Origin of the sequence: Proteus myxofaciens ATCC 19692 (assembly GCF_001654855.1) — a bacterium.
Classification (GTDB): domain Bacteria; phylum Pseudomonadota; class Gammaproteobacteria; order Enterobacterales; family Enterobacteriaceae; genus Proteus; species Proteus myxofaciens.
In genome coordinates, this window is record NZ_LXEN01000102.1 from 63,161 (window position 1) to 81,244 (window position 18,084).

Annotated in this window: 20 protein-coding genes and 1 other RNA gene; 10 read left to right on the top strand and 11 right to left on the bottom strand. The window is 38.1% G+C overall.

The genetic code is table 11. The annotated features are described in order from the left end of the window. The first annotated feature begins 6 nt into the window (after window positions 1-6). Genes M983_RS11110 through ureG form a run of 5 tightly spaced genes read left to right on the top strand, consistent with a single transcriptional unit; the run spans window position 7 to window position 3,843 of the window. Window positions 7-333, top strand: a complete 327-nt coding sequence (locus M983_RS11110) for an urease subunit beta (RefSeq protein WP_066750405.1) — start codon at window positions 7-9, stop codon at window positions 331-333. Further along, complete coding sequence (ureC, locus tag M983_RS11115; RefSeq protein ID WP_066750412.1) at window positions 330-2,033, top strand: urease subunit alpha; 1,704 nt, start codon at window positions 330-332, stop codon at window positions 2,031-2,033. Before M983_RS11110 ends, ureC begins: the two co-directional genes overlap by 4 nt. A gap of 24 nt (window positions 2,034-2,057) precedes the next feature. After that, window positions 2,058-2,528, top strand: coding sequence for an urease accessory protein UreE (gene ureE / locus M983_RS11120; protein WP_066750414.1), 471 nt, complete (start codon window positions 2,058-2,060; stop codon window positions 2,526-2,528). 22 nt (window positions 2,529-2,550) lie between these two features. Continuing rightward, on the top strand, window positions 2,551-3,216 hold the full coding sequence (locus M983_RS11125; protein WP_066750416.1) for an urease accessory protein UreF: 666 nt from the start codon (window positions 2,551-2,553) through the stop codon (window positions 3,214-3,216). 9 nt (window positions 3,217-3,225) lie between these two features. Continuing rightward, window positions 3,226-3,843: an urease accessory protein UreG gene (gene ureG, locus M983_RS11130; RefSeq protein WP_066750418.1), complete on the top strand. Its 618-nt coding sequence runs from the start codon at window positions 3,226-3,228 to the stop codon at window positions 3,841-3,843. A 65-nt stretch (window positions 3,844-3,908) separates the two neighbouring features. Here the strand turns inward: ureG and dolP are convergent, their stop codons facing one another. From dolP to M983_RS11150, 4 genes are all read right to left on the bottom strand, one after another. Continuing rightward, entirely contained in the window at window positions 3,909-4,487 is a 579-nt protein-coding gene (gene dolP, locus M983_RS11135) for a division/outer membrane stress-associated lipid-binding lipoprotein (protein ID WP_066750428.1), read from the bottom strand. Window positions 4,488-4,496: 9 nt separating this feature from the next. Beyond that, a complete protein-coding gene (diaA, locus tag M983_RS11140; protein WP_066750431.1) occupies window positions 4,497-5,087 on the bottom strand; it encodes a DnaA initiator-associating protein DiaA in 591 nt (196 codons plus the stop codon). A gap of 22 nt (window positions 5,088-5,109) precedes the next feature. After that, window positions 5,110-5,487 carry a YraN family protein gene (locus tag M983_RS11145; protein WP_066750434.1) on the bottom strand — a complete coding sequence of 126 codons (378 nt, stop codon included), beginning with the start codon at window positions 5,485-5,487 and terminating at the stop codon, window positions 5,110-5,112. A gap of 90 nt (window positions 5,488-5,577) precedes the next feature. Further along, entirely contained in the window at window positions 5,578-7,353 is a 1,776-nt protein-coding gene (locus M983_RS11150) for a penicillin-binding protein activator (protein ID WP_066750436.1), read from the bottom strand. 61 nt (window positions 7,354-7,414) lie between these two features. Between M983_RS11150 and rsmI the strand changes: the two genes are divergently transcribed. Both rsmI and rnpB read left to right on the top strand, forming a co-directional pair. Beyond that, window positions 7,415-8,293 carry a 16S rRNA (cytidine(1402)-2'-O)-methyltransferase gene (gene rsmI, locus M983_RS11155; protein WP_066750438.1) on the top strand — a complete coding sequence of 293 codons (879 nt, stop codon included), beginning with the start codon at window positions 7,415-7,417 and terminating at the stop codon, window positions 8,291-8,293. A 60-nt stretch (window positions 8,294-8,353) separates the two neighbouring features. Beyond that, window positions 8,354-8,728, top strand: an RNA gene (gene rnpB, locus M983_RS11160) — RNase P RNA component class A. Window positions 8,729-8,802: 74 nt separating this feature from the next. Here rnpB and M983_RS11165 read toward each other — a convergent pair. Beyond that, window positions 8,803-9,507, bottom strand: a complete 705-nt coding sequence (locus tag M983_RS11165) for a pirin family protein (protein WP_066750441.1) — start codon at window positions 9,505-9,507, stop codon at window positions 8,803-8,805. 113 nt (window positions 9,508-9,620) lie between these two features. Between M983_RS11165 and M983_RS11170 the strand changes: the two genes are divergently transcribed. Next, window positions 9,621-10,523 carry a LysR family transcriptional regulator gene (locus tag M983_RS11170; RefSeq protein WP_066750450.1) on the top strand — a complete coding sequence of 301 codons (903 nt, stop codon included), beginning with the start codon at window positions 9,621-9,623 and terminating at the stop codon, window positions 10,521-10,523. A 76-nt stretch (window positions 10,524-10,599) separates the two neighbouring features. Here the strand turns inward: M983_RS11170 and M983_RS11175 are convergent, their stop codons facing one another. The 5 genes from M983_RS11175 to M983_RS11195 all read right to left on the bottom strand — a co-directional run bounded on the left by M983_RS11175 (window position 10,600) and on the right by M983_RS11195 (window position 13,075). Next, on the bottom strand, window positions 10,600-10,992 hold the full coding sequence (locus M983_RS11175; protein ID WP_066750453.1) for a DoxX family protein: 393 nt from the start codon (window positions 10,990-10,992) through the stop codon (window positions 10,600-10,602). A 173-nt stretch (window positions 10,993-11,165) separates the two neighbouring features. Beyond that, entirely contained in the window at window positions 11,166-11,471 is a 306-nt protein-coding gene (locus tag M983_RS11180; protein WP_066750456.1) for a YqjK-like family protein, read from the bottom strand. Beyond that, on the bottom strand, window positions 11,452-11,862 hold the full coding sequence (locus M983_RS11185; protein ID WP_066750458.1) for a phage holin family protein: 411 nt from the start codon (window positions 11,860-11,862) through the stop codon (window positions 11,452-11,454). The genes M983_RS11180 and M983_RS11185 overlap by 20 nt, the downstream gene beginning before the upstream one ends. A gap of 6 nt (window positions 11,863-11,868) precedes the next feature. Continuing rightward, entirely contained in the window at window positions 11,869-12,174 is a 306-nt protein-coding gene (locus M983_RS11190; RefSeq protein WP_066750461.1) for an ElaB/YgaM/YqjD family protein, read from the bottom strand. Window positions 12,175-12,415: 241 nt separating this feature from the next. After that, the gene (locus M983_RS11195; RefSeq protein WP_066750464.1) at window positions 12,416-13,075 is read right to left on the bottom strand and encodes a DedA family protein; all 660 of its coding nucleotides are present in this window, start codon (window positions 13,073-13,075) and stop codon (window positions 12,416-12,418) included. Window positions 13,076-13,799: 724 nt separating this feature from the next. Between M983_RS11195 and sstT the strand changes: the two genes are divergently transcribed. Further along, window positions 13,800-15,053 carry a serine/threonine transporter SstT gene (gene sstT, locus M983_RS11200; protein WP_066750466.1) on the top strand — a complete coding sequence of 418 codons (1,254 nt, stop codon included), beginning with the start codon at window positions 13,800-13,802 and terminating at the stop codon, window positions 15,051-15,053. Between the two features lie 96 nt (window positions 15,054-15,149). On the opposite strand, the gene M983_RS11205 is transcribed toward sstT, so the two are convergent. Further along, the gene (locus M983_RS11205) at window positions 15,150-17,171 is read right to left on the bottom strand and encodes an oxidoreductase (RefSeq protein WP_066750469.1); all 2,022 of its coding nucleotides are present in this window, start codon (window positions 17,169-17,171) and stop codon (window positions 15,150-15,152) included. Window positions 17,172-17,640: 469 nt separating this feature from the next. Here M983_RS11205 and M983_RS11210 point away from each other — a divergent pair, with 469 nt between their 5' ends. Then, the gene (locus M983_RS11210; protein WP_066750471.1) at window positions 17,641-18,057 is read left to right on the top strand and encodes a DoxX family protein; all 417 of its coding nucleotides are present in this window, start codon (window positions 17,641-17,643) and stop codon (window positions 18,055-18,057) included. The last annotated feature ends 27 nt before the right edge of the window (window positions 18,058-18,084 follow it).

The following is an 18,084-nucleotide window of genomic DNA, read 5'->3' on the forward strand; positions in this document are numbered from 1 at the left end:
GAATTTATGATCCCTGGCGAAATTAAAGTAAATCAAGCATTAGGTGATATTGAACTTAATGCAGGCCGTGAGACAAAAACAATACAAGTTGCTAATCATGGCGATAGACCTGTCCAAGTTGGCTCTCACTATCACTTTTATGAAGTTAATGATGCTTTAAAATTTGAACGAGAAGGTACCTTGGGCTTTCGTTTAAATATCCCAGCGGGTATGGCTGTTCGCTTTGAACCAGGCCAAAGCCGTACTGTAGAGTTAGTCACTTTTGCAGGAAAACGTGAGATTTACGGCTTTCATGGCAAAGTTATGGGCAAATTACAGGAAGGGAAAAAATGAAAACAATATCACGTCAAGCATATGCAGATATGTTTGGTCCAACAACAGGTGATAGGCTACGTTTAGCGGATACCGAGCTTTTTCTTGAAATTGAAAAAGACTTTACAACTTATGGCGAAGAAGTGAAATTTGGTGGTGGTAAAGTTATTCGTGATGGAATGGGGCAAAGCCAAGTCGTTAGCGCAGAGTGTGTTGATGTCCTTATTACGAACGCTATCATTTTAGATAGCTGGGGTATTGTAAAAGCAGATGTTGGTATTAAAGACGGTCGCATTGTTGGTATTGGTAAAGCAGGTAATCCAGATGTGCAACCTAATATCGATATTGTTATTGGTCCTGGTACAGAAGTTGTTGCTGGCGAAGGCAAAATTGTCACCGCAGGTGGTATTGATTCACACATTCACTTTATCTGTCCCCAACAAGCTGAAGAAGGCTTAGTCTCAGGTATTACCACCTTTATTGGTGGTGGTACTGGCCCTGTTGCAGGAACGAATGCAACAACCGTCACCCCTGGTATTTGGAATATGTACCGCATGTTAGAAGCGGCAGACGAGCTACCTATCAATATCGGCTTATTTGGTAAAGGCTGTGTTAGCAAACCAGAAGCCATTCGCGAACAAGTTAAAGCGGGTGCCGTTGGCTTGAAAATTCACGAAGACTGGGGTGCAACACCTCAAGCCATTGATAACTGTTTAACTGTTGCTGATGAAATGGATGTACAAGTGGCTATCCATTCTGACACCTTAAATGAAGGTGGATTTTATGAAGAAACCGTAAAGGCAATAGCGGGTCGAGTCATTCACGTATTTCATACTGAAGGTGCTGGCGGTGGACATGCACCCGACGTTATCAAATCTGTAGGTGAACCTAACATTCTGCCTGCTTCAACTAATCCAACAATGCCTTATACGATTAATACAGTTGATGAACATCTCGATATGCTGATGGTGTGTCATCATCTTGATCCCTCAATTCCTGAAGATGTCGCCTTTGCTGAATCTCGTATTCGTCGTGAAACCATTGCAGCTGAAGATATTTTGCATGATATGGGTGCTATTTCGGTGATGTCATCTGACTCTCAAGCGATGGGGCGTGTGGGTGAAGTTATCCTACGCACTTGGCAATGCGCTCATAAAATGAAATTACAGCGCGGCATTTTAGAGGGTGACACACCTGATAATGATAATAACCGAATTAAGCGCTATGTAGCGAAATACACCATCAATCCAGCATTAGCACACGGTATTGCCCATGAAGTAGGTTCAATAGAAAAAGGTAAATTTGCTGATCTTGTATTATGGGATCCTGCTTTCTTTGGTATTAAACCGGCACTGATTATGAAAGGTGGAATGGTCGCTTATGCTCCAATGGGCGATATCAATGCCGCTATTCCAACACCACAACCTGTTCATTATCGTCCGATGTATGGTTGTTTAGGAAAAGCAAAATATAGCACTTCGATGATATTTATGTCGAAAGCAGGTATTGATGCAGGAGTACCTGAAAAACTCGGTTTAAAAAGTGTGATTGGGCGTGTTGAAGGATGTAGAAACGTGACTAAAGCCTCGATGATCCACAATAATTACGTGCCTAAAATAGAGCTTGATCCTCAAACATACATTGTAAAAGCCGATGGTATTCCGTTGGTTTGTGAGCCAGCAACTGAACTGCCAATGGCACAACGCTATTTCTTATTTTAATTAGCGAATTACTGAGAATAGAGCATGAAAAAATTTACCCAAATCCTTAATTATGAAAATGTCATTGATATACCTTCAGTCACACTGTGCTTAACGATGGATGAAAGAACAAAAAGCCGCTTAAAAGTGACGTTAAGTGATGGTGAAGAAGCCGGTCTCTTTCTTCCTCGTGGAACCATATTAAAAGAAGGTGATATTTTACAATCAGAAGAAGGCGATACGGTGGTTATTGAGGCCGCTAAAGAGCAAGTTTCCACAGTTTATAGTGATGATACGTTGCTATTAGCAAGAGTGTGCTATCACTTAGGTAATCGCCATGTCCCTTTACAGATTGAAGCTGGCTGGTGCCGTTATTTTCATGACCACGTTCTTGACGATATGGTGCTAGGTTTAGGTGCAAAGGTTGTCGTTGGATTAGAAAAATATCAACCAGAGCCTGGTGCTTATGGTGGAAAATCCGGTGGACATCACCACGATCACCATCACCATCATTAATAAACTGTAAGGAAGTCTTTCGATGCTAGCGACTTTACGCTTATATCAATTAGTCAGTCCTTCTCTTCCTGTTGGTGCGTTTACGTATTCACAAGGGCTAGAGTGGGCTATTGAAAAAGGTTGGGTATGTTCACCTGAAACCTTAGCCGATTGGCTGAGTGCTCAAATGGATGGAACATTAGCAACGCTCGAACTTCCTATCTTAAGACAATTGCAAAAAAGCCTTTCACTTAACGATAGAATTCAAGTGAAATATTGGTGTGATTTTATTGTCGCTAGTCGTGAAACAAAAGAATTAAGACAAGAAGAGCGCCAGCGTGGTATTGCATTTGCTCGTTTATTACCTCAACTCGAGATTGAGTTAGATGATGAGTTACTTGCTTGTGTAAAACAAACACAGCTAATGGCTTTCGCCCTTGCAGCACAGCGCTGGAATATCGATATTGAACAGCTTTGTGCTGCTTATGCATGGGGTTGGCTTGAAAATACCGTAATGTCTGGCGTAAAGCTAGTGCCATTAGGGCAAAGTGCAGGTCAAAAAATACTGTTTTCATTATCTGAACACATTCCTGCGATTGTTGAGCTGTCAGCACATTGGCCTGTCGATGATATCGGTAGTTTTACGCCAGCGCAGATAATCGCAAGTAGCCGTCATGAAACACAATACACTCGACTTTTTCGCTCATGAGAACTCAAAATGCAAGAATATAATCAACCACTCCGCATTGGTGTTGGCGGTCCTGTTGGATCAGGAAAAACAGCGCTGTTAGAAGTCCTTTGCAAAGCAATGCGCGATACCTATGAAATTGCGGTTGTGACTAATGATATCTACACACAAGAAGATGCCAAGATCTTAACTCGTGCACAAGCACTAGATACTGATCGTATTATCGGTGTGGAAACAGGAGGCTGCCCTCATACCGCTATTCGTGAAGATGCTTCGATGAATTTAGCCGCAGTAGAAGAGTTGGCCATTCGCCATAAAAATCTTGATATTGTATTTGTTGAAAGTGGTGGCGATAACTTAAGTGCGACGTTTAGTCCTGAATTGGCTGATTTAACTATCTATGTTATTGATGTTGCAGAAGGTGAGAAAATTCCTCGTAAAGGTGGGCCTGGTATTACTCATTCCGATCTACTCATCATCAATAAAATTGACCTTGCACCTTATGTTGGCGCTTCATTAGAGGTTATGGAAGCTGATACCGCGAGAATGCGCCCTGTAAAACCTTATGTGTTTACTAACTTAAAAGAAAAAATTGGGCTAGAAACAATCATTGATTTTATTGTTGATAAAGGTATGTTAAGACGTTGATAGTGTGCTAAAAGAGGTTATTAGTATCGGCCATCATAGACGATGACCGATACTGGAATAAGGGTTTAATTAAGATAAGTAAATGCAGTTGTTACTTTCACTACACCTTTGGTTTCACTTGCAATTTTTGCTACCGCATCACCTTCTTGATGTGTTAATACACCAAATAAAAAGACTTCACTATTTTCAGTAATGACTTTTACTGATGATGATTTAACTGAATCACTGCCTAAAATTTGTGAACGTACTTTTGTTGTTAACCAAGTATCAGACGACGCTGTACCTAGTGTGACAGGTTCTCCCTGACGAATTTCATTATAAACGTTGTTCACACCTTCTACTTTACTTGTCACTTGTTTTGCTAGCTCTGCAATGCTCATATCAGGTGATTGCCCTGTTAACAATATATTACCTTGATAAGCGGTTGCAACAATACGAGAATTACTATTTTTAATTTGCGTATTTTTATTTAAAGCACCTGAAACACGCGCTTCCAATGTGCCGTCATCAACTTGTTGCCCTAATGAACGAGGGTCTGTTGCTGTTTTTCCTGCAACAGCTGCGGTACCAACAACAGCAGCGCCAATACAGCCTTGTAATAATAGCGAAAAACAAATTATTGCTGTAATAGGAAGCAATTTCATAGTAACTCCTTAGTCATCCTGATGTGGGAATAATGTATTATCAATTAAATCGCATAGGCAATTGACAGTTAACATCTGAACTTCCTGTATTCTGACAGTACGTTGAGATGGAATTCTAATTTCAACATCTTGAGGTCCTAGTAATCCGGCAAGTTCACCGCCATCATAACCTGTTAGTGCAACTATGGTCATATCACGAGTGACGGCGGCTTCAACGGCTTTAATGATACTGCGAGTATTCCCATGGGTCGAAATCGCAAGGAGGACATCACCAGCTTGTCCTAATGCCCTTAATTGCTTGGCATAGATTTCATCGTGTTGCTGATTTCCCATAATTGCTGTCATAACAACACTATCTGTATTTAATGACAACGCAGGCAAGCTTGGGCGTTCTGTTTCGAAACGATCTATCATACTCGCTGCAAATCGTTGAGCCGTCGCTGCTGAACTACCGTTTCCACAGCTTAATATTTTATGTCCGTTTAGCAAAGATTGAACCATCATCATGGCTGCTCTTGAAATAGCATCAGGTAACGCTTCTGCAGCGGCAATTTGAGTTTGAATACTTTCTGTAAAGCAGACTTTTATTCTATCAAGCACATTAAGACCTATATAATCTAATTTAACGAATAAATTCCGTATAATCGAGAACGTTTTTCAACCATATTAACTGGCGTTGATTAAATGCACAAATATCAAATCGGCAGTCTGAAGTCTCGATGCTTTCTTGGCGCTGAGCTAACCAGTAATTTGCTGTTCGCCATAAACGACGCCGTTTAGGATATGTCACTGAGCTTATTGCATCACCAAATAACGCATTGCGTCTAAAACGAACCTCCACAAACACCCATGTCTTTTTTTCTTGCATGATAAGATCAATTTCACCACAAGAATATCGGACATTGGTATCAATCAATACTAATCCTTGCTTACGCAGATATTTTAACGCTTTTTTTTCATAGTACAGCCCTAAAAAATAGGGATTTTTAGGAAATATCATCCATGATTTCCTTATGTTGTTTTTATGCAATAAACCGCCGTAAAAGGCGGTCTATCTCATACATTATTCAGTATTCCTGACTTTATACTATTACTGCATAACAGGCTCTATTTTGCCTTGCTTAAATTGCATCCAAGGAAGTTGGCGATAAATAGTACAATTATCCTCAACACGTAATGAACCTGAAATACCATTGAAATGTAATGACCCATTAGTGAGATCATTGTAATTGTTTGCTAATGACCATGCATCAATTCCCATTGCATAAAGACGCATTAATGAGTAATCGTTCGCAAATTGTTGAGAGGCTTTTTGCATTAACGGCAAATTAGCACCTGTCATTAATGGAATATCACTAAATTGAATACCTTCCATTTCCATACGAAAATCAGGACCTATACCACCTTGGTTACTTCGTGAGCTTACATAAATAGGTGGACGTTTTTGAGTACTGATAGCCATATCAATCATTGGCTTAATTAAGGTTAGTTCATCACTTGTTGCAATAATATAGACAGAATCAACGGTGCTTGATGAGATTGGTTCTACAGGCATAGATTGAGCATCAATAGCTACTGGTGAATTATCGGTCGGTATAATTGGTGTGCCTGTCATACGGATACCAACACCACGATTGATGTCTGTTTTTAAACTATCAAGAGAACCGAAGCTTTGTTTTAAAACAGTACCACCGCCAGTACGTTGCCATTCATCAGCAAAAGTTTGCGCCATTCTCTGACCAAATTTATTATCAGGAACAATAAGTAAAGGTGTGGTTTTTTGTTGTTGGCGTAAATGTTGCGCTGCATTACGTGTTTCATCTTCTGGTGACAGTGAGAAAAAACAAATAGACGTTGCAGTTGGCAAATTATCTAATTCGTTTAAAGCAAGCACAGGTAAAGTACTTTGTAGCTCAATCGTTTTTAGTACTTCTGGTTTTAATAAAGGACCCACAATTAAGTTAGCACCATCTTGCTGTGCTTTTTTTAACAGTACATCAATTGGTTGATTATTTGTATCGTACACAATGACTTGGCGACTATTTTGAGCAATAGGATCAAGGTTTAGTGTTGTATTACGAGACATGACGGCTTGAGTATCTTGAGCTGTCACACTATTTTGTTCAGTATTATCCGTATTTCCAGCGCTGTTTTCTGTTGTAGATGAATTTGTTATTCCTAATTCTTCTAAAATAGAGCTTAGGCTATCATCTTGATTTGAAGACGGTGGTTGAATTGCTGAGGTTTCTTCTGTTGCTTGAGGCTGAGGTAATCCACTTTGTGCATCTAAAAAGCCTTGTCTAATTGCTTCACCAAAAACTTTAGCTTGACCTGATAAAGGTAATAATAAAGCGATTTGGCTATTTGCACCAACGGCAGGCTGAGATTGGCGTAATAAAGTTGATGGCAACGTTAAAGCAGCAGGATTGCGAGGATAACGGGTTTGCCATTCTCTTACAGCTTGCGATAATTTTGTGGCGTCATCTTTGTTATATTCATAGGTATTAAGTAAGTCTAACCAACCTTGTAGAATATTTTCATCTGACTTAATAACAATACCATTGCGTTGCTCCGGCGTCAGTTTAGTGAGTGTTAGCCAGGTATCATCAATATTTTTTTGATGTAATGCGGGATCTTTTATTAGTTTCTCTAAGCCAATATAAGCTCTAATCACATCTAAAGAAGCGTGTCCCTGAGCATCGTCGATCACTTTCTGAAATTGTTTCATCTCTATTTCTGCTTTAGCCGCAGGAGTGAGAGGTTGTTCTTGTTGCCCCGTAAGGGTACAACCTGACATAATCAAGGCAGAAAGTATCGCAGTATAGGATAAACCTGTTTTAAAACGCACAAAAATTGAGGAAAGCATACTGTACCCAGTGATGTTTTATGATAATGCTCAATTTTAAATCGGTCATTCGGAATAAACAATGAATCAACCTAATCGAGCAGCGGTAACGACACCCACACTGTACATAGTACCCACACCTATTGGTAATTTGGGTGATATTACCCAACGGGCACTTGATGTGCTGTCTCATGTCGATTTAATTGCTGCAGAAGATACCCGTCATACAGGACTTCTGTTACAGCACTTTGCCATTAACGCACGTCTGTTTGCGTTACATGATCATAATGAACAACAAAAAGCAGATCAATTAATTAGCAAATTACAGCAGGGGCTTAGTATCGCATTAGTCTCTGATGCAGGTACACCATTAATTAATGATCCTGGCTATCATTTAGTCAATCAATGCCGAAAACAAGATATAAAAGTTGTGCCATTACCCGGTGCTTGTGCAGCTATTACTGCATTATCCGCTTCTGGCCTTCCTTCTGATCGTTTTTGTTATGAGGGGTTTCTGCCTGCAAAAACAAAAAGCCGTCAAGATTGTTTACGCGCATTAGAAGAAGAATCTCGCACATTAATTTTTTATGAATCTACTCATCGATTATTAGACAGTTTAGCGGATATGGTAACAGTATGGGGTGAAAATCGTCATGTTGTATTAGCGAGAGAACTCACAAAAACGTGGGAAACTATTCAAGGTATGCCTGTTGGTGAATTATTAAAATGGGTACTTGAAGATGAAAATCGCCGTAAAGGGGAAATGGTTCTCATCGTTGAAGGTTATCAAAAAAAGCAAGATGACCAATTTGCGCCTGATGTGTTACGCACACTCGCTATTTTGCAAAAAGAGCTCCCTTTGAAAAAGGCAGCCGTAATCACTGCAGAAATTTATGATGTAAAGAAAAATGCACTGTATAAATATGTCATTGAACAAAATGATAAACCGCTAGATAAGTAATACGATTTTTTAGCTTCTTTTGCTATACATTATCGAGGAAAGTCCTTATAATCCGCCCCCTGAGTTGACTAGACAACCGCTGCTTTATCGTTGTCCTTTAGAGGAGAACGATAGAGGGGAGGAAAGTCCGGGCTCCACAGGGCAGGGTGCCAGATAACGTCTGGGAGGCGCGAGCCTACGACAAGTGCAGCAGAGAGTAAACCGCCGATGGCCTGTTTACAGGATCAGGTAAGGGTGAAAGGGTGCGGTAAGAGCGCACCGCACAGCTGGTAACAGTTTGTGGCAAGGTAAACTCCACCCGGAGCAAGACCAAATAGGGGTTCTTATGGTGCGGCCCGCATTGAACCCGGGTAGGTTGCTGGAGCCAGCGCGCAAGTTCTGGCCTAGATGAATGGTTGTCCACGACAGAACCCGGCTTAACGGTCAACTCACCTCATAAAAAACCCTCGTTGCACATTGTGTATCGAGGGTTTTCTCTTTTTAGCGGATGAGAAATTAACAGATAGATATTAAGAAATAATATCAATAAATAAGCCACGAAAAGGCTGTTGGCAACGAAGTGTTATGGTGTCGATATCTTGAATAAATGCACCATCACCACATTGTATTTTTCCCATTTCTTTCGCTGATGTTTGTAGCTGAGTGCCACCTTTTATAGACTGCAAATAGCCTTTTTGCCCTTTAACAGGCAACGCAATCTCATCATCTGATGATAAATTTATATGATAAAGCAGAATATTTTGCCTTAACATTAATGAGCCGTTTTGTCCTGTAGGTGATGCTAATAACTGGCATTTTGCTGTTTCATCTAACGTTAATTTTTGTGAAGCCAAGCTTTCTTGTTGAGGACAAGCATTCAACCAAAGCTGAATACGTGTCAGTGGCATATCAGGATGGCTATTCTTCTCAATGTATGTTTCGGTGTTATGGGGCGAAATAAGTAAGCACTCATTTTCTTTTACAGTCTCGCTTCTTCCCATATTATCTAGATAAGTTGCTTCTCCTCTAAGAATAAGATTAACCACATCAACATGAGGATAGGTTTTTGCTTTAAACTCAGAGTTGGGTGCAAGCACTTCTTGGTTAAGGACTCGTAGCGTGCCATAGTCTAAAAAGTGAGGATCAAAGTAGTGACCAAAGGAAAATGTGTAGCGAGCTTGTAGCCAGCCATAGTCCGCTTTGCCACACTGTTGTGCTGTTCTGTATTTTATCATAGCGGTACTTTTCTGTTATAGAATGAATATTATCATCATAGAGATATGGACTGTATATTGTTAGCAAGTTAATCTGGTGTCCATAATCAAATTATTTGATAGAGATGAGTGTAATGAGTAAAGACAAAGCAATTACGTTGGAATCTCTACGTGTAATGGATGCCATTGATCGTAGAGGGAGTTTTGCAGCAGCTGCCGATGAGCTAAACAGAGTTCCATCAGCACTCAGTTATACCATGCAAAAATTAGAAGAAGATTTAGACGTTGTACTTTTTGACAGATCAGGTCACCGTACTAAATTTACTAATGTCGGTAGAATGCTACTTGAAAGAGGGCGCATTCTTCTTGAAGCCGCTGATAAACTCACTACAGATGCTGAGGCATTAGCCAGAGGTTGGGAGCCACATATAACCATTGTATGTGAAGCATTAACTCCAGCTTCTCGATTATTTCCTCTGATTGAGAAGCTTGCTGAAAAGTCAAATACTCAGCTTTCATTAATTACAGAAGTCCTTGCAGGAGCTTGGGAAAGTTTAGAAAGCGGTAAATGCGATATTGTGATTGCACCTGATATGCACTTTCGCACATCATCAGAAATTAATTCGCGAGCTTTGTATAGTACAACAAGTGTTTATGTTGCAAGTCCAAATCATCCTATTCACAGCGAACCTGAGCCACTAGCAGAAGAAACTCGTTTAAAATACCGAGGTATTGCCATTGCCGATACAGCAAGAGAACGCCCTGTTTTAACCGTCCTTTTATTAGATAAGCAACGACGTTTAACGGTGAGTTCGATAGAAGATAAACGTCGTGCCTTAATTGCAGGTTTAGGTGTGGCAACCATGCCTATCGATTTAATCAAAGATGATTTAAAAGAAGGTCGTTTACGTGTTGTTGGACCGGAATATCATCATGAAAATAATATTATTATGGCATGGCGTAGAGACAGTATGGGGGAAGCTAAATCCTGGTGTTTGCGCGAAATTCCTAAATTATTTGCTTCAGATAAAAAGTGATGAAACTTTTATCAGATAATCTTTATATTATTATTTATTACAAAAAGATCCCCGAAGGGATCTTTTTAAATATCTGTTACCATTTTTTATTTAATAAACGATCTAAGCTGAATTTACCAGGACCTGTGATGACAAGTAATAAATAACCGCCAGCAATAGTCATATTTTTCATAAACATTAATTGGTTCATGCCTTCAGCAAAGTTACTGTGAAACAGTAATGCAGTTAAAAGAGTAAACACGCTAGTAAAGATTGCCGTTGTACGAGTTAAGAAACCAAATAATATCGCTAAACCACCGCCAAGCTCTAATAAGATGGTTAAAGGTAATAAGAACCCAGGAACTCCCATTGCTTGCATATATTGTTGAGTATCAGCATAAGAGGTCACTTTCCCATAACCTGCACTAATAAATAAAATTGGCATTAAAATACGCGCGATCAACAAAGCTATATTTTCAAAATTCTTCATGTTCATTTATTCCTAATAAAGTCTTAAATATTTTTAAATTCATTATATTTTATTTGGTTATTTACTTTTTTTTAGGGTAAATAACCATCGCTTGGCATGAGATATACAATAAAGAAAAAATCGAACAGGAGATATTAAGAAGAATTAACATTCTTAAACAAAAAAATTGATGATTAAGGCGTGGTTTTTTTGAATGATTTTTGTAATGTACGCACTAAACCAAAGGTTCCAATGGCGCGTTTCGCCCAACGCATCAATTTTTTAGGATGTTTAATGCTATAAAGAGAGGCAAGACTTGCACCTACAAGTATCAATGGTTTTAAAGAAACAAAGATACGCCAAGCTTTATCATAAGGCTCAGTGACATCTAGCCACTCTTGGGTACAGTACCCTAAATCGATACGCTGTTGTTGAATTTCACTCAACAACAGCCTTTTTCGTCTTGCTATAACTTCTTTTCTACTTGGTTTTTTCATCATGATGTTGCTCCAAAAAACGTTTATCTAATTCAAGTTGCCGGCGTGTATCACCTAACAAGGTCGAATTTTTGGCTTTTTTCAATGTCATGATGGCACCAATGAGTGCACAAAGAAGTAGTACCGCCGTGGTTATTCCTAAAGCGTAAATACGATATTCAGGAGAAATTACCCAAAAGACAAGAATCAACAAGCTCATTAAACCAAAAGCGGTTAATAAAAGCGTGATCCCAGTCATTAGTATCAACTGAACTAGTGTTGTTTTCTCTTCTTCTAGCTCGATAGCAATCAAACGTAAACGTGTTTCTACCATGTTGACAATGATAGTACCGATGCGAGTAAAAGAGTTCAGAACCCCGGATGCGGGGCCCTGTGGTCTTTGTGATTCATTCATTGTGAATTAACGTTTGGCAAGAAGAACACCAAGAATAACGCCGACAGTTGCACCAATACCGATACCAGTCCACGGATTTTCACGAACATAGTTATCCGCTTTACCAGCCATTTCTTTGGTATTGTCAACAATTTCACGACCTGCATCACTGAGTTTTGCACGAGAGCCTTTTAGTGCAGACTCTGCTTTGCTACGCAGGCTTTGCAGTTCTTCTTTAGACTTATCAGCAGAGGAGTTTAGTAATTCTTCTAGCGTATCAGCAAGAGATTCTAATTCAGTACGCAGTTCTTGGTTTGAACGTTGGTTTGACATGTATAACTCCTTTATAGAGAAGAGATATGAAGTGATACCTATAACAATAGACTAAAATTTACCTTAAATAAAAGAAAATAATATCTTATTTTGCAAAAAAAGAGAAAAGTCTTAATTAGATAGGTGTATGAATGGTATCTTGATAAAAGATTTACTGCAAATAGAAGTAAAAAAAGCCTGCTCAACATATTGAACAGGCTTTTTAAATAATTTTATAACCTTTATTCATCAAAAAAGAATATTAACTCTGTTTTTTCTTTTTCTTAAAAACGACGACAAGGCTACCAATAAGACCAATAACTAATAAGAAAACGGGAAGTAGTAAGAGAATATTCATCAAATGGTGTTCATATTGACGAAACAGGGGGCTATTACCTAATAAATAACCTAATCCTGTTAATATTCCTACCCATAATAAGCCACTTAGCCAATTAAATAGCTGAAAGCGTGAATTTTTTAACCCAGCAAGCCCTGCTATTGTTGGTAATAAAGTCCGTACAAAAGCTAAAAAACGACCAATAAGAAGTGCTGCTAAACCATGACGATGAAAAAGGCCATGAGCACGTTGATGATAATGATCTGGTAAATGTGATAGCCAACTACGTACGAGTTTTGTATTTCCAAGCCATCGTCCTTGTAAATAGCCTAGCCAACAACCTAGGCTTGCTCCTGCTGTGAGTATAAGTAAGGTCAATGGAAAATCCATTGTGCCTTTAGCAATCAACACACCCACTAAAATTAATAAGCTATCTCCTGGTAAGAAAGCCGCGGGTAATACTCCGTTTTCTAGGAATAGTATGGTGAATAATAAAATGTAGATAATCCAGAGTAGTGAAGGATTAGCTAGGGTTTCGTAATCTTGATGCCAAAGCGCCAAGAACAGCTCTCTTACGATTTCCATATAAAAGGCTTCCTAAAACTGAGTCATTAGGGGGTAAATATAAAATCAATTGGTGTTGTCATCGATTTACCCGTTTTTAACATTGTAGGGTTTATTTTTCATTGTTTAAAACAGCAACACTCTAACAAAATCAGTAAAAACAGGATAGAAAATTTTTACTTATCATCATGGTAGTGCTATGTATTGATGTGTTTTAATTTCTTAAAAGCAAATATGTCATCTTTTTTCAAATTGAGAATACGGATATTTAAATAAAAAACATTAAGAAAATATAATTTAGTGATATTGAAATAATATTATTGTTTATATAAAAAGGGAATTTTTGTATTCAATAATAATAAACTATTCATCTTTATCTTTAAGATTAAATCTTTTTTTTGCATCAAAAATAGACAATTTTCTCTGTCGGATTGTTAGTGAATATGTTAATGAAAAGAGGGGTTGGCGACGAGGTATTGATAAATCAAGTTGACTAAAAGAGAAAAGGAAGTAAAAAGTTAATTTGGTAACTTACTGATAATAATAATTTCTTTCATCAAGTGTTGGTATCTTAAAAAGAACAAAATTCTATTATGAATGTCTTTTTGTTATTTAATTGTTAAGTTTGGCAGTGAATGCTGTATATTTTGCATAATAAGCTTTTCAGCGAGATTCATTTCTTTATACTGATGGTAGCAAACATACAAATTGCCTTTTTTAAATATTATTAAGTAACGGAATAACTATGGATAAACAACAATCCAGAGTCTTCAGTCTGTTTTTTCAGGGAAGTCTCGTTAAACAAATTATTATTGGTTTAGTTGCAGGGATCTTACTGGCTTGGCTAGCACCTGATATTGCCAAAATGATGGGAGTACTTGGTAGCTTATTTATAAGTGCATTAAAAGCCGTAGCACCTATTTTAGTTTGGGTACTGGTGATGGCTTCTATCGCCAATCACCGTAAAGGACAAAAAACCAGTATTCGCCCGATATTAATCCTTTACTTATTAGCAACCTTTTTTGCAGCCCTGACTGCGGTTGTCGCCAGTTTCCTATTTCCTTCTGTATTAACACTGGCAGTTAATGAATCTAAATTAGTACCACCAGAAAATATTGTGCAAGTTATCAATGGACTACTTGTTAATGTTGTTGTGAATCCGGTTGATGCGCTGATTAATAGTAACTATATTGGAATATTAGCGTGGTCTATTGGATTAGGCCTTGTACTTCGTCATGCTAAAGAGACAACTAAATCTGTTATTCAAGATTTTGCTGATGGAGTCACTAATTTAGTACGTGGTGTTATTCGACTAGCCCCTTTTGGTATTTTTGGCTTAGTTTCATCCACTATCGCAACAACGGGTTTTGAAGTTTTAGCCGGATATGTACACGTTTTATTTGTTTTAATTGGTTGTATGCTTTTCGTTGCATTAGTCGTAAATCCAATTATTGTTTTTTGGAAAATGCGTTCTAATCCTTATCCTTTGGTATTTGCCTGTTTACGTGAAAGTGGTGTAACGGCTTTCTTTACTCGTAGCTCTGCCGCTAATATTCCTGTGAATATGGCAATGTGCCGTCGCATGAACTTAGATGAAGATACATACACTTTATCTATTCCATTAGGTGCAAATATTAATATGGGTGGGGCTGCAATCACGATAACCATCCTGACTCTTGCAACGGTAAATACGCTTGGGATGCCTGTTGATATTCCTACTGCATTATTGCTTAGTCTTGTTGCTGCTGTGTGTGCTTGTGGTGCATCAGGGGTTGCTGGTGGCTCACTGCTATTAATTCCACTTGCTTGTAATATGTTTGGTATTAGTAATGATATCGCGATGCAAGTTGTGGCTGTTGGCGTCATGATTGGCGTTTTACAAGATTCTGCTGAAACCGCGTTAAACTCTTCAACAGATGTTCTCTTTACTGCGGCAACCTGTATTGCTGAGGATAATCGTTTAACAAATAACCCATTAACTGAAAAAAATAATGGATAAAATCTAACGTTATTATCTCGTTTTTATAAGGTCGGTACAAAATAATGTACCGACCTTATTATTTTGTTATTACGCTAAAAACACGTAGTTAATTGATTAAATCGCGATAGCTAATTCAGTACCTTGGCGAATAGCTCGTTTTGCATCTAAAGCTGTGGCATTTTTTGCACCACCAATCAAATGTACTTTTTTATTCAAATTTTCTAATGGTGCTAATAGTGGGAAATAAGCGCGTTGTCCTGTACATAGAATAATAGTATTAGCAGGGATCAGTTTTTGTTTGCCTTCATGCTCAATTAAAAGTCCTTTAGGTGTAATGGATTGATATTGGCAATCAGTGATAAATTGAACGCCTTTTTTCTGCAATGTAAGACGATGTATCCAACCTGTTGTTTTTCCTAGGTTTGATCCGATTTTTCCAGCTTTACGTTGTGTCATTACAATATGTTTATCCGCATTTTTTGTAGCGCTATCTTCTTTTGGTGCCAAACCACCACGGTGAGTCAGTGTTGGGTCTATTCCCCATTCTTTATTAAACGCGCAAGGGCTTAAACTACTACATTGACCATGTTGTGTAAGGTATAAGCTGGTGTCAAAACCAATGCCACCACTACCAATAATGACAACATTGTCACCTGTTGGTTGGTGATATTTAAGAATATCAAGATAGGTTTTAACTAACGAACTCTCTCTACCATCAATATCAGGAAGATGAGGAACAACGCCACTTGCTAAGATTATTTCATCAAAATCTATAAGATGTTCTTCATTCACTTGCGTATTATTTTTTACGATAACACCTGTTATTTGAAGCTGTCGTTTAAAATAGCGTAAAGTTTCTTTAAACTCTTCCTTACCAGGAATTTGGCTCGCAATATTTAATTGCCCACCAATGACATCTTCTTTTTCAAAAAGTGTGATGTGATGGCCTCGCTTAGCTGCGGTAATCGCGAAAGAAAGTCCAGCAGGGCCAGCTCCAACAACGGCTAATTTTTTAGGTTGCGTCGTTGGAGTGAGATGTAATTGTGTTTCTCGACAGGCAAAAGGATTGACTAAACAAGAGGCAATATTGCCTGAAAAAATTTCATCAAGACAGGCTTGATTACAGGCAATACAGGTATTGATTTCATCTTCACGTCCTTCTTGTGCTTTGATAATAAATTCAGGATCTGCTAAAAAAGGGCGTGCCATAGAAACCATATCAGCACAGCCTTCTGCTAAAATAGTTTCGGCGACTTGTGGTGTATTGATGCGATTTGACGTGATAAGTGGGATATTCACTTTACCCATTAATTCACGAGTAATCGAAGAAAATTGTCCTCTAGGTACCATTGTTGCAATAGTTGGAATACGGGCTTCATGCCAGCCAATTCCAGTATTAATCATGTTCGCTCCGGCTTGTTCTACAGCTTTAGCAAGATAAAATACCTCAGAAGCATCAGCCCCTTTTTTAATTAAATCCAGCATTGAGAGACGATAGATAATAATAAATTGTGAACCTACTGCTTTTCTAATTTCTTGTAAAATACGTAATGCAAAACGACAGCGATTTTCAATATTACCACCCCATTCATCATTACGCTGATTAGTATGGCTAACAAGAAATTGATTAATAAGATAGCCTTCAGACCCCATAATTTCTACACCATCATAACCTGCTTTCTGGGCTAATACTGCGCAACGAATATAATCGCTAATAGTTTGTTCTATTTGCTGATGACTCATCGCTTGAGGCATAAAGGGGGTAATAGGGGATTGAATAGCCGAAGGTGCAACTAAATGAGGTTGATAGCTATAACGCCCTGTATGCAAAATTTGTAGCGCAATTTTGCCACCTTGTTGATGAACGGCCCTAGTGACTATTTTATGAGGTGCTAATTGATTTTCTGTCATTAACGTTGAGGCATGAGGCAACAATACCCCTTCTTTGTTAGGCGAGATCCCACCTGTAACAATGAGTGAGACACCAGCAGCTGCCCTTGTTGCATAAAATTGTGCAAGTTTGTGAGCATCAGGATCTTCTTCTAGGCCTGTATGCATAGAGCCCATAAGAATACGGTTTTTAAGTACAGTAAATCCTAAATCAAGGGGTGCAAAAAGATGTGGATAGTGTGCCATCAGATACCCTTCTTCAAACTGGTCAGATGAGATATCTATAAGCATAACGATAACTAAGTAATTAAGATGTTATTATGTTAATAAATTGTGATCTTAATCAAAAAGATAAAATTAGACTTTTATTATGAATAGTGAAGAAAAGCAGGGGTATTTAATTTCTAATATTAATTTATGGTTATTGTCTTGTGTGTATTAATTTATTTAGTTTAATAAATTTATCTAAAAATTTAACACTCATTTAGTTATGTGATTTTTATTTATTAAATAACTATAGCTTTTTAGTTAAATTTAACATTTAAGTTATTTTAAATGAAAATATAATAAGTAAATATTATATAGCTTTGATTAGAAAAGAGATCTAAACGCTATACAGATACGTATCTCTACTATAAATTATCTATGCATATCGCAACAATATAATGACTTTATGTGTTATAGAAATAGTCACCTTTTATCTTTTGGAGACATTATGATTAATAAGTTTAATCAGCTCGTTAACCATCCTGATCTAGGTAAGCTAATATTACGTGTTACGATTGGTGTTTTAATGCTTTTACATGGTCTCCATAAAATGGAACCCGGTGGATTAGCTGGTATTCAAGGAATGTTAGCTAATATTAATTTACCAAGTTTTATTGCTTACGGTACGTTAATTGGCGAAGTGCTTTGCCCTATTTTATTGATCATTGGTTTATTTACGCGTGCATCTGCTTTTATTGTTGCCATCACGATGTTAGTGGCTATTTTGATGGTGCATTCAAGTAGTTTTTGGGCTCTTGATCCTAAAACAGGGGGTTGGGCTGCTGAAAGTGCGGGTATTTATCTCCTGGCAGGATTAGCGCTGATGTTTTTAGGTAGTGGTCGTTTTGCAATAAGAAAAGATTAATGACTTAATTTCTAACTATTACTAACT

What these genes read in the sequence shown, in the direction of transcription:
- dolP (WP_066750428.1), bottom strand. Translation starts at nt 4,487, where the DNA reads ATGAAATTGCTTCCTATTACAGCAATAATTTGTTTTTCGCTATTATTA.
- sstT (WP_066750466.1), top strand. Translation starts at nt 13,800, where the DNA reads ATGGATAAACAACAATCCAGAGTCTTCAGTCTGTTTTTTCAGGGAAGT.
- M983_RS11170 (WP_066750450.1), top strand. Translation starts at nt 9,621, where the DNA reads ATGAGTAAAGACAAAGCAATTACGTTGGAATCTCTACGTGTAATGGAT.
- M983_RS11145 (WP_066750434.1), bottom strand. Translation starts at nt 5,487, where the DNA reads ATGATATTTCCTAAAAATCCCTATTTTTTAGGGCTGTACTATGAAAAA.
- M983_RS11190 (WP_066750461.1), bottom strand. Translation starts at nt 12,174, where the DNA reads ATGTCAAACCAACGTTCAAACCAAGAACTGCGTACTGAATTAGAATCT.
- rsmI (WP_066750438.1), top strand. Translation starts at nt 7,415, where the DNA reads ATGAATCAACCTAATCGAGCAGCGGTAACGACACCCACACTGTACATA.
- ureG (WP_066750418.1), top strand. Translation starts at nt 3,226, where the DNA reads ATGCAAGAATATAATCAACCACTCCGCATTGGTGTTGGCGGTCCTGTT.
- M983_RS11195 (WP_066750464.1), bottom strand. Translation starts at nt 13,075, where the DNA reads ATGGAAATCGTAAGAGAGCTGTTCTTGGCGCTTTGGCATCAAGATTAC.
- ureE (WP_066750414.1), top strand. Translation starts at nt 2,058, where the DNA reads ATGAAAAAATTTACCCAAATCCTTAATTATGAAAATGTCATTGATATA.
- M983_RS11150 (WP_066750436.1), bottom strand. Translation starts at nt 7,353, where the DNA reads ATGCTTTCCTCAATTTTTGTGCGTTTTAAAACAGGTTTATCCTATACT.
- M983_RS11175 (WP_066750453.1), bottom strand. Translation starts at nt 10,992, where the DNA reads ATGAAGAATTTTGAAAATATAGCTTTGTTGATCGCGCGTATTTTAATG.
- ureC (WP_066750412.1), top strand. Translation starts at nt 330, where the DNA reads ATGAAAACAATATCACGTCAAGCATATGCAGATATGTTTGGTCCAACA.
- M983_RS11210 (WP_066750471.1), top strand. Translation starts at nt 17,641, where the DNA reads ATGATTAATAAGTTTAATCAGCTCGTTAACCATCCTGATCTAGGTAAG.
- M983_RS11110 (WP_066750405.1), top strand. Translation starts at nt 7, where the DNA reads ATGATCCCTGGCGAAATTAAAGTAAATCAAGCATTAGGTGATATTGAA.
- M983_RS11185 (WP_066750458.1), bottom strand. Translation starts at nt 11,862, where the DNA reads ATGAATGAATCACAAAGACCACAGGGCCCCGCATCCGGGGTTCTGAAC.
- M983_RS11125 (WP_066750416.1), top strand. Translation starts at nt 2,551, where the DNA reads ATGCTAGCGACTTTACGCTTATATCAATTAGTCAGTCCTTCTCTTCCT.
- M983_RS11165 (WP_066750441.1), bottom strand. Translation starts at nt 9,507, where the DNA reads ATGATAAAATACAGAACAGCACAACAGTGTGGCAAAGCGGACTATGGC.
- M983_RS11205 (WP_066750469.1), bottom strand. Translation starts at nt 17,171, where the DNA reads ATGGCACACTATCCACATCTTTTTGCACCCCTTGATTTAGGATTTACT.
- M983_RS11180 (WP_066750456.1), bottom strand. Translation starts at nt 11,471, where the DNA reads ATGATGAAAAAACCAAGTAGAAAAGAAGTTATAGCAAGACGAAAAAGG.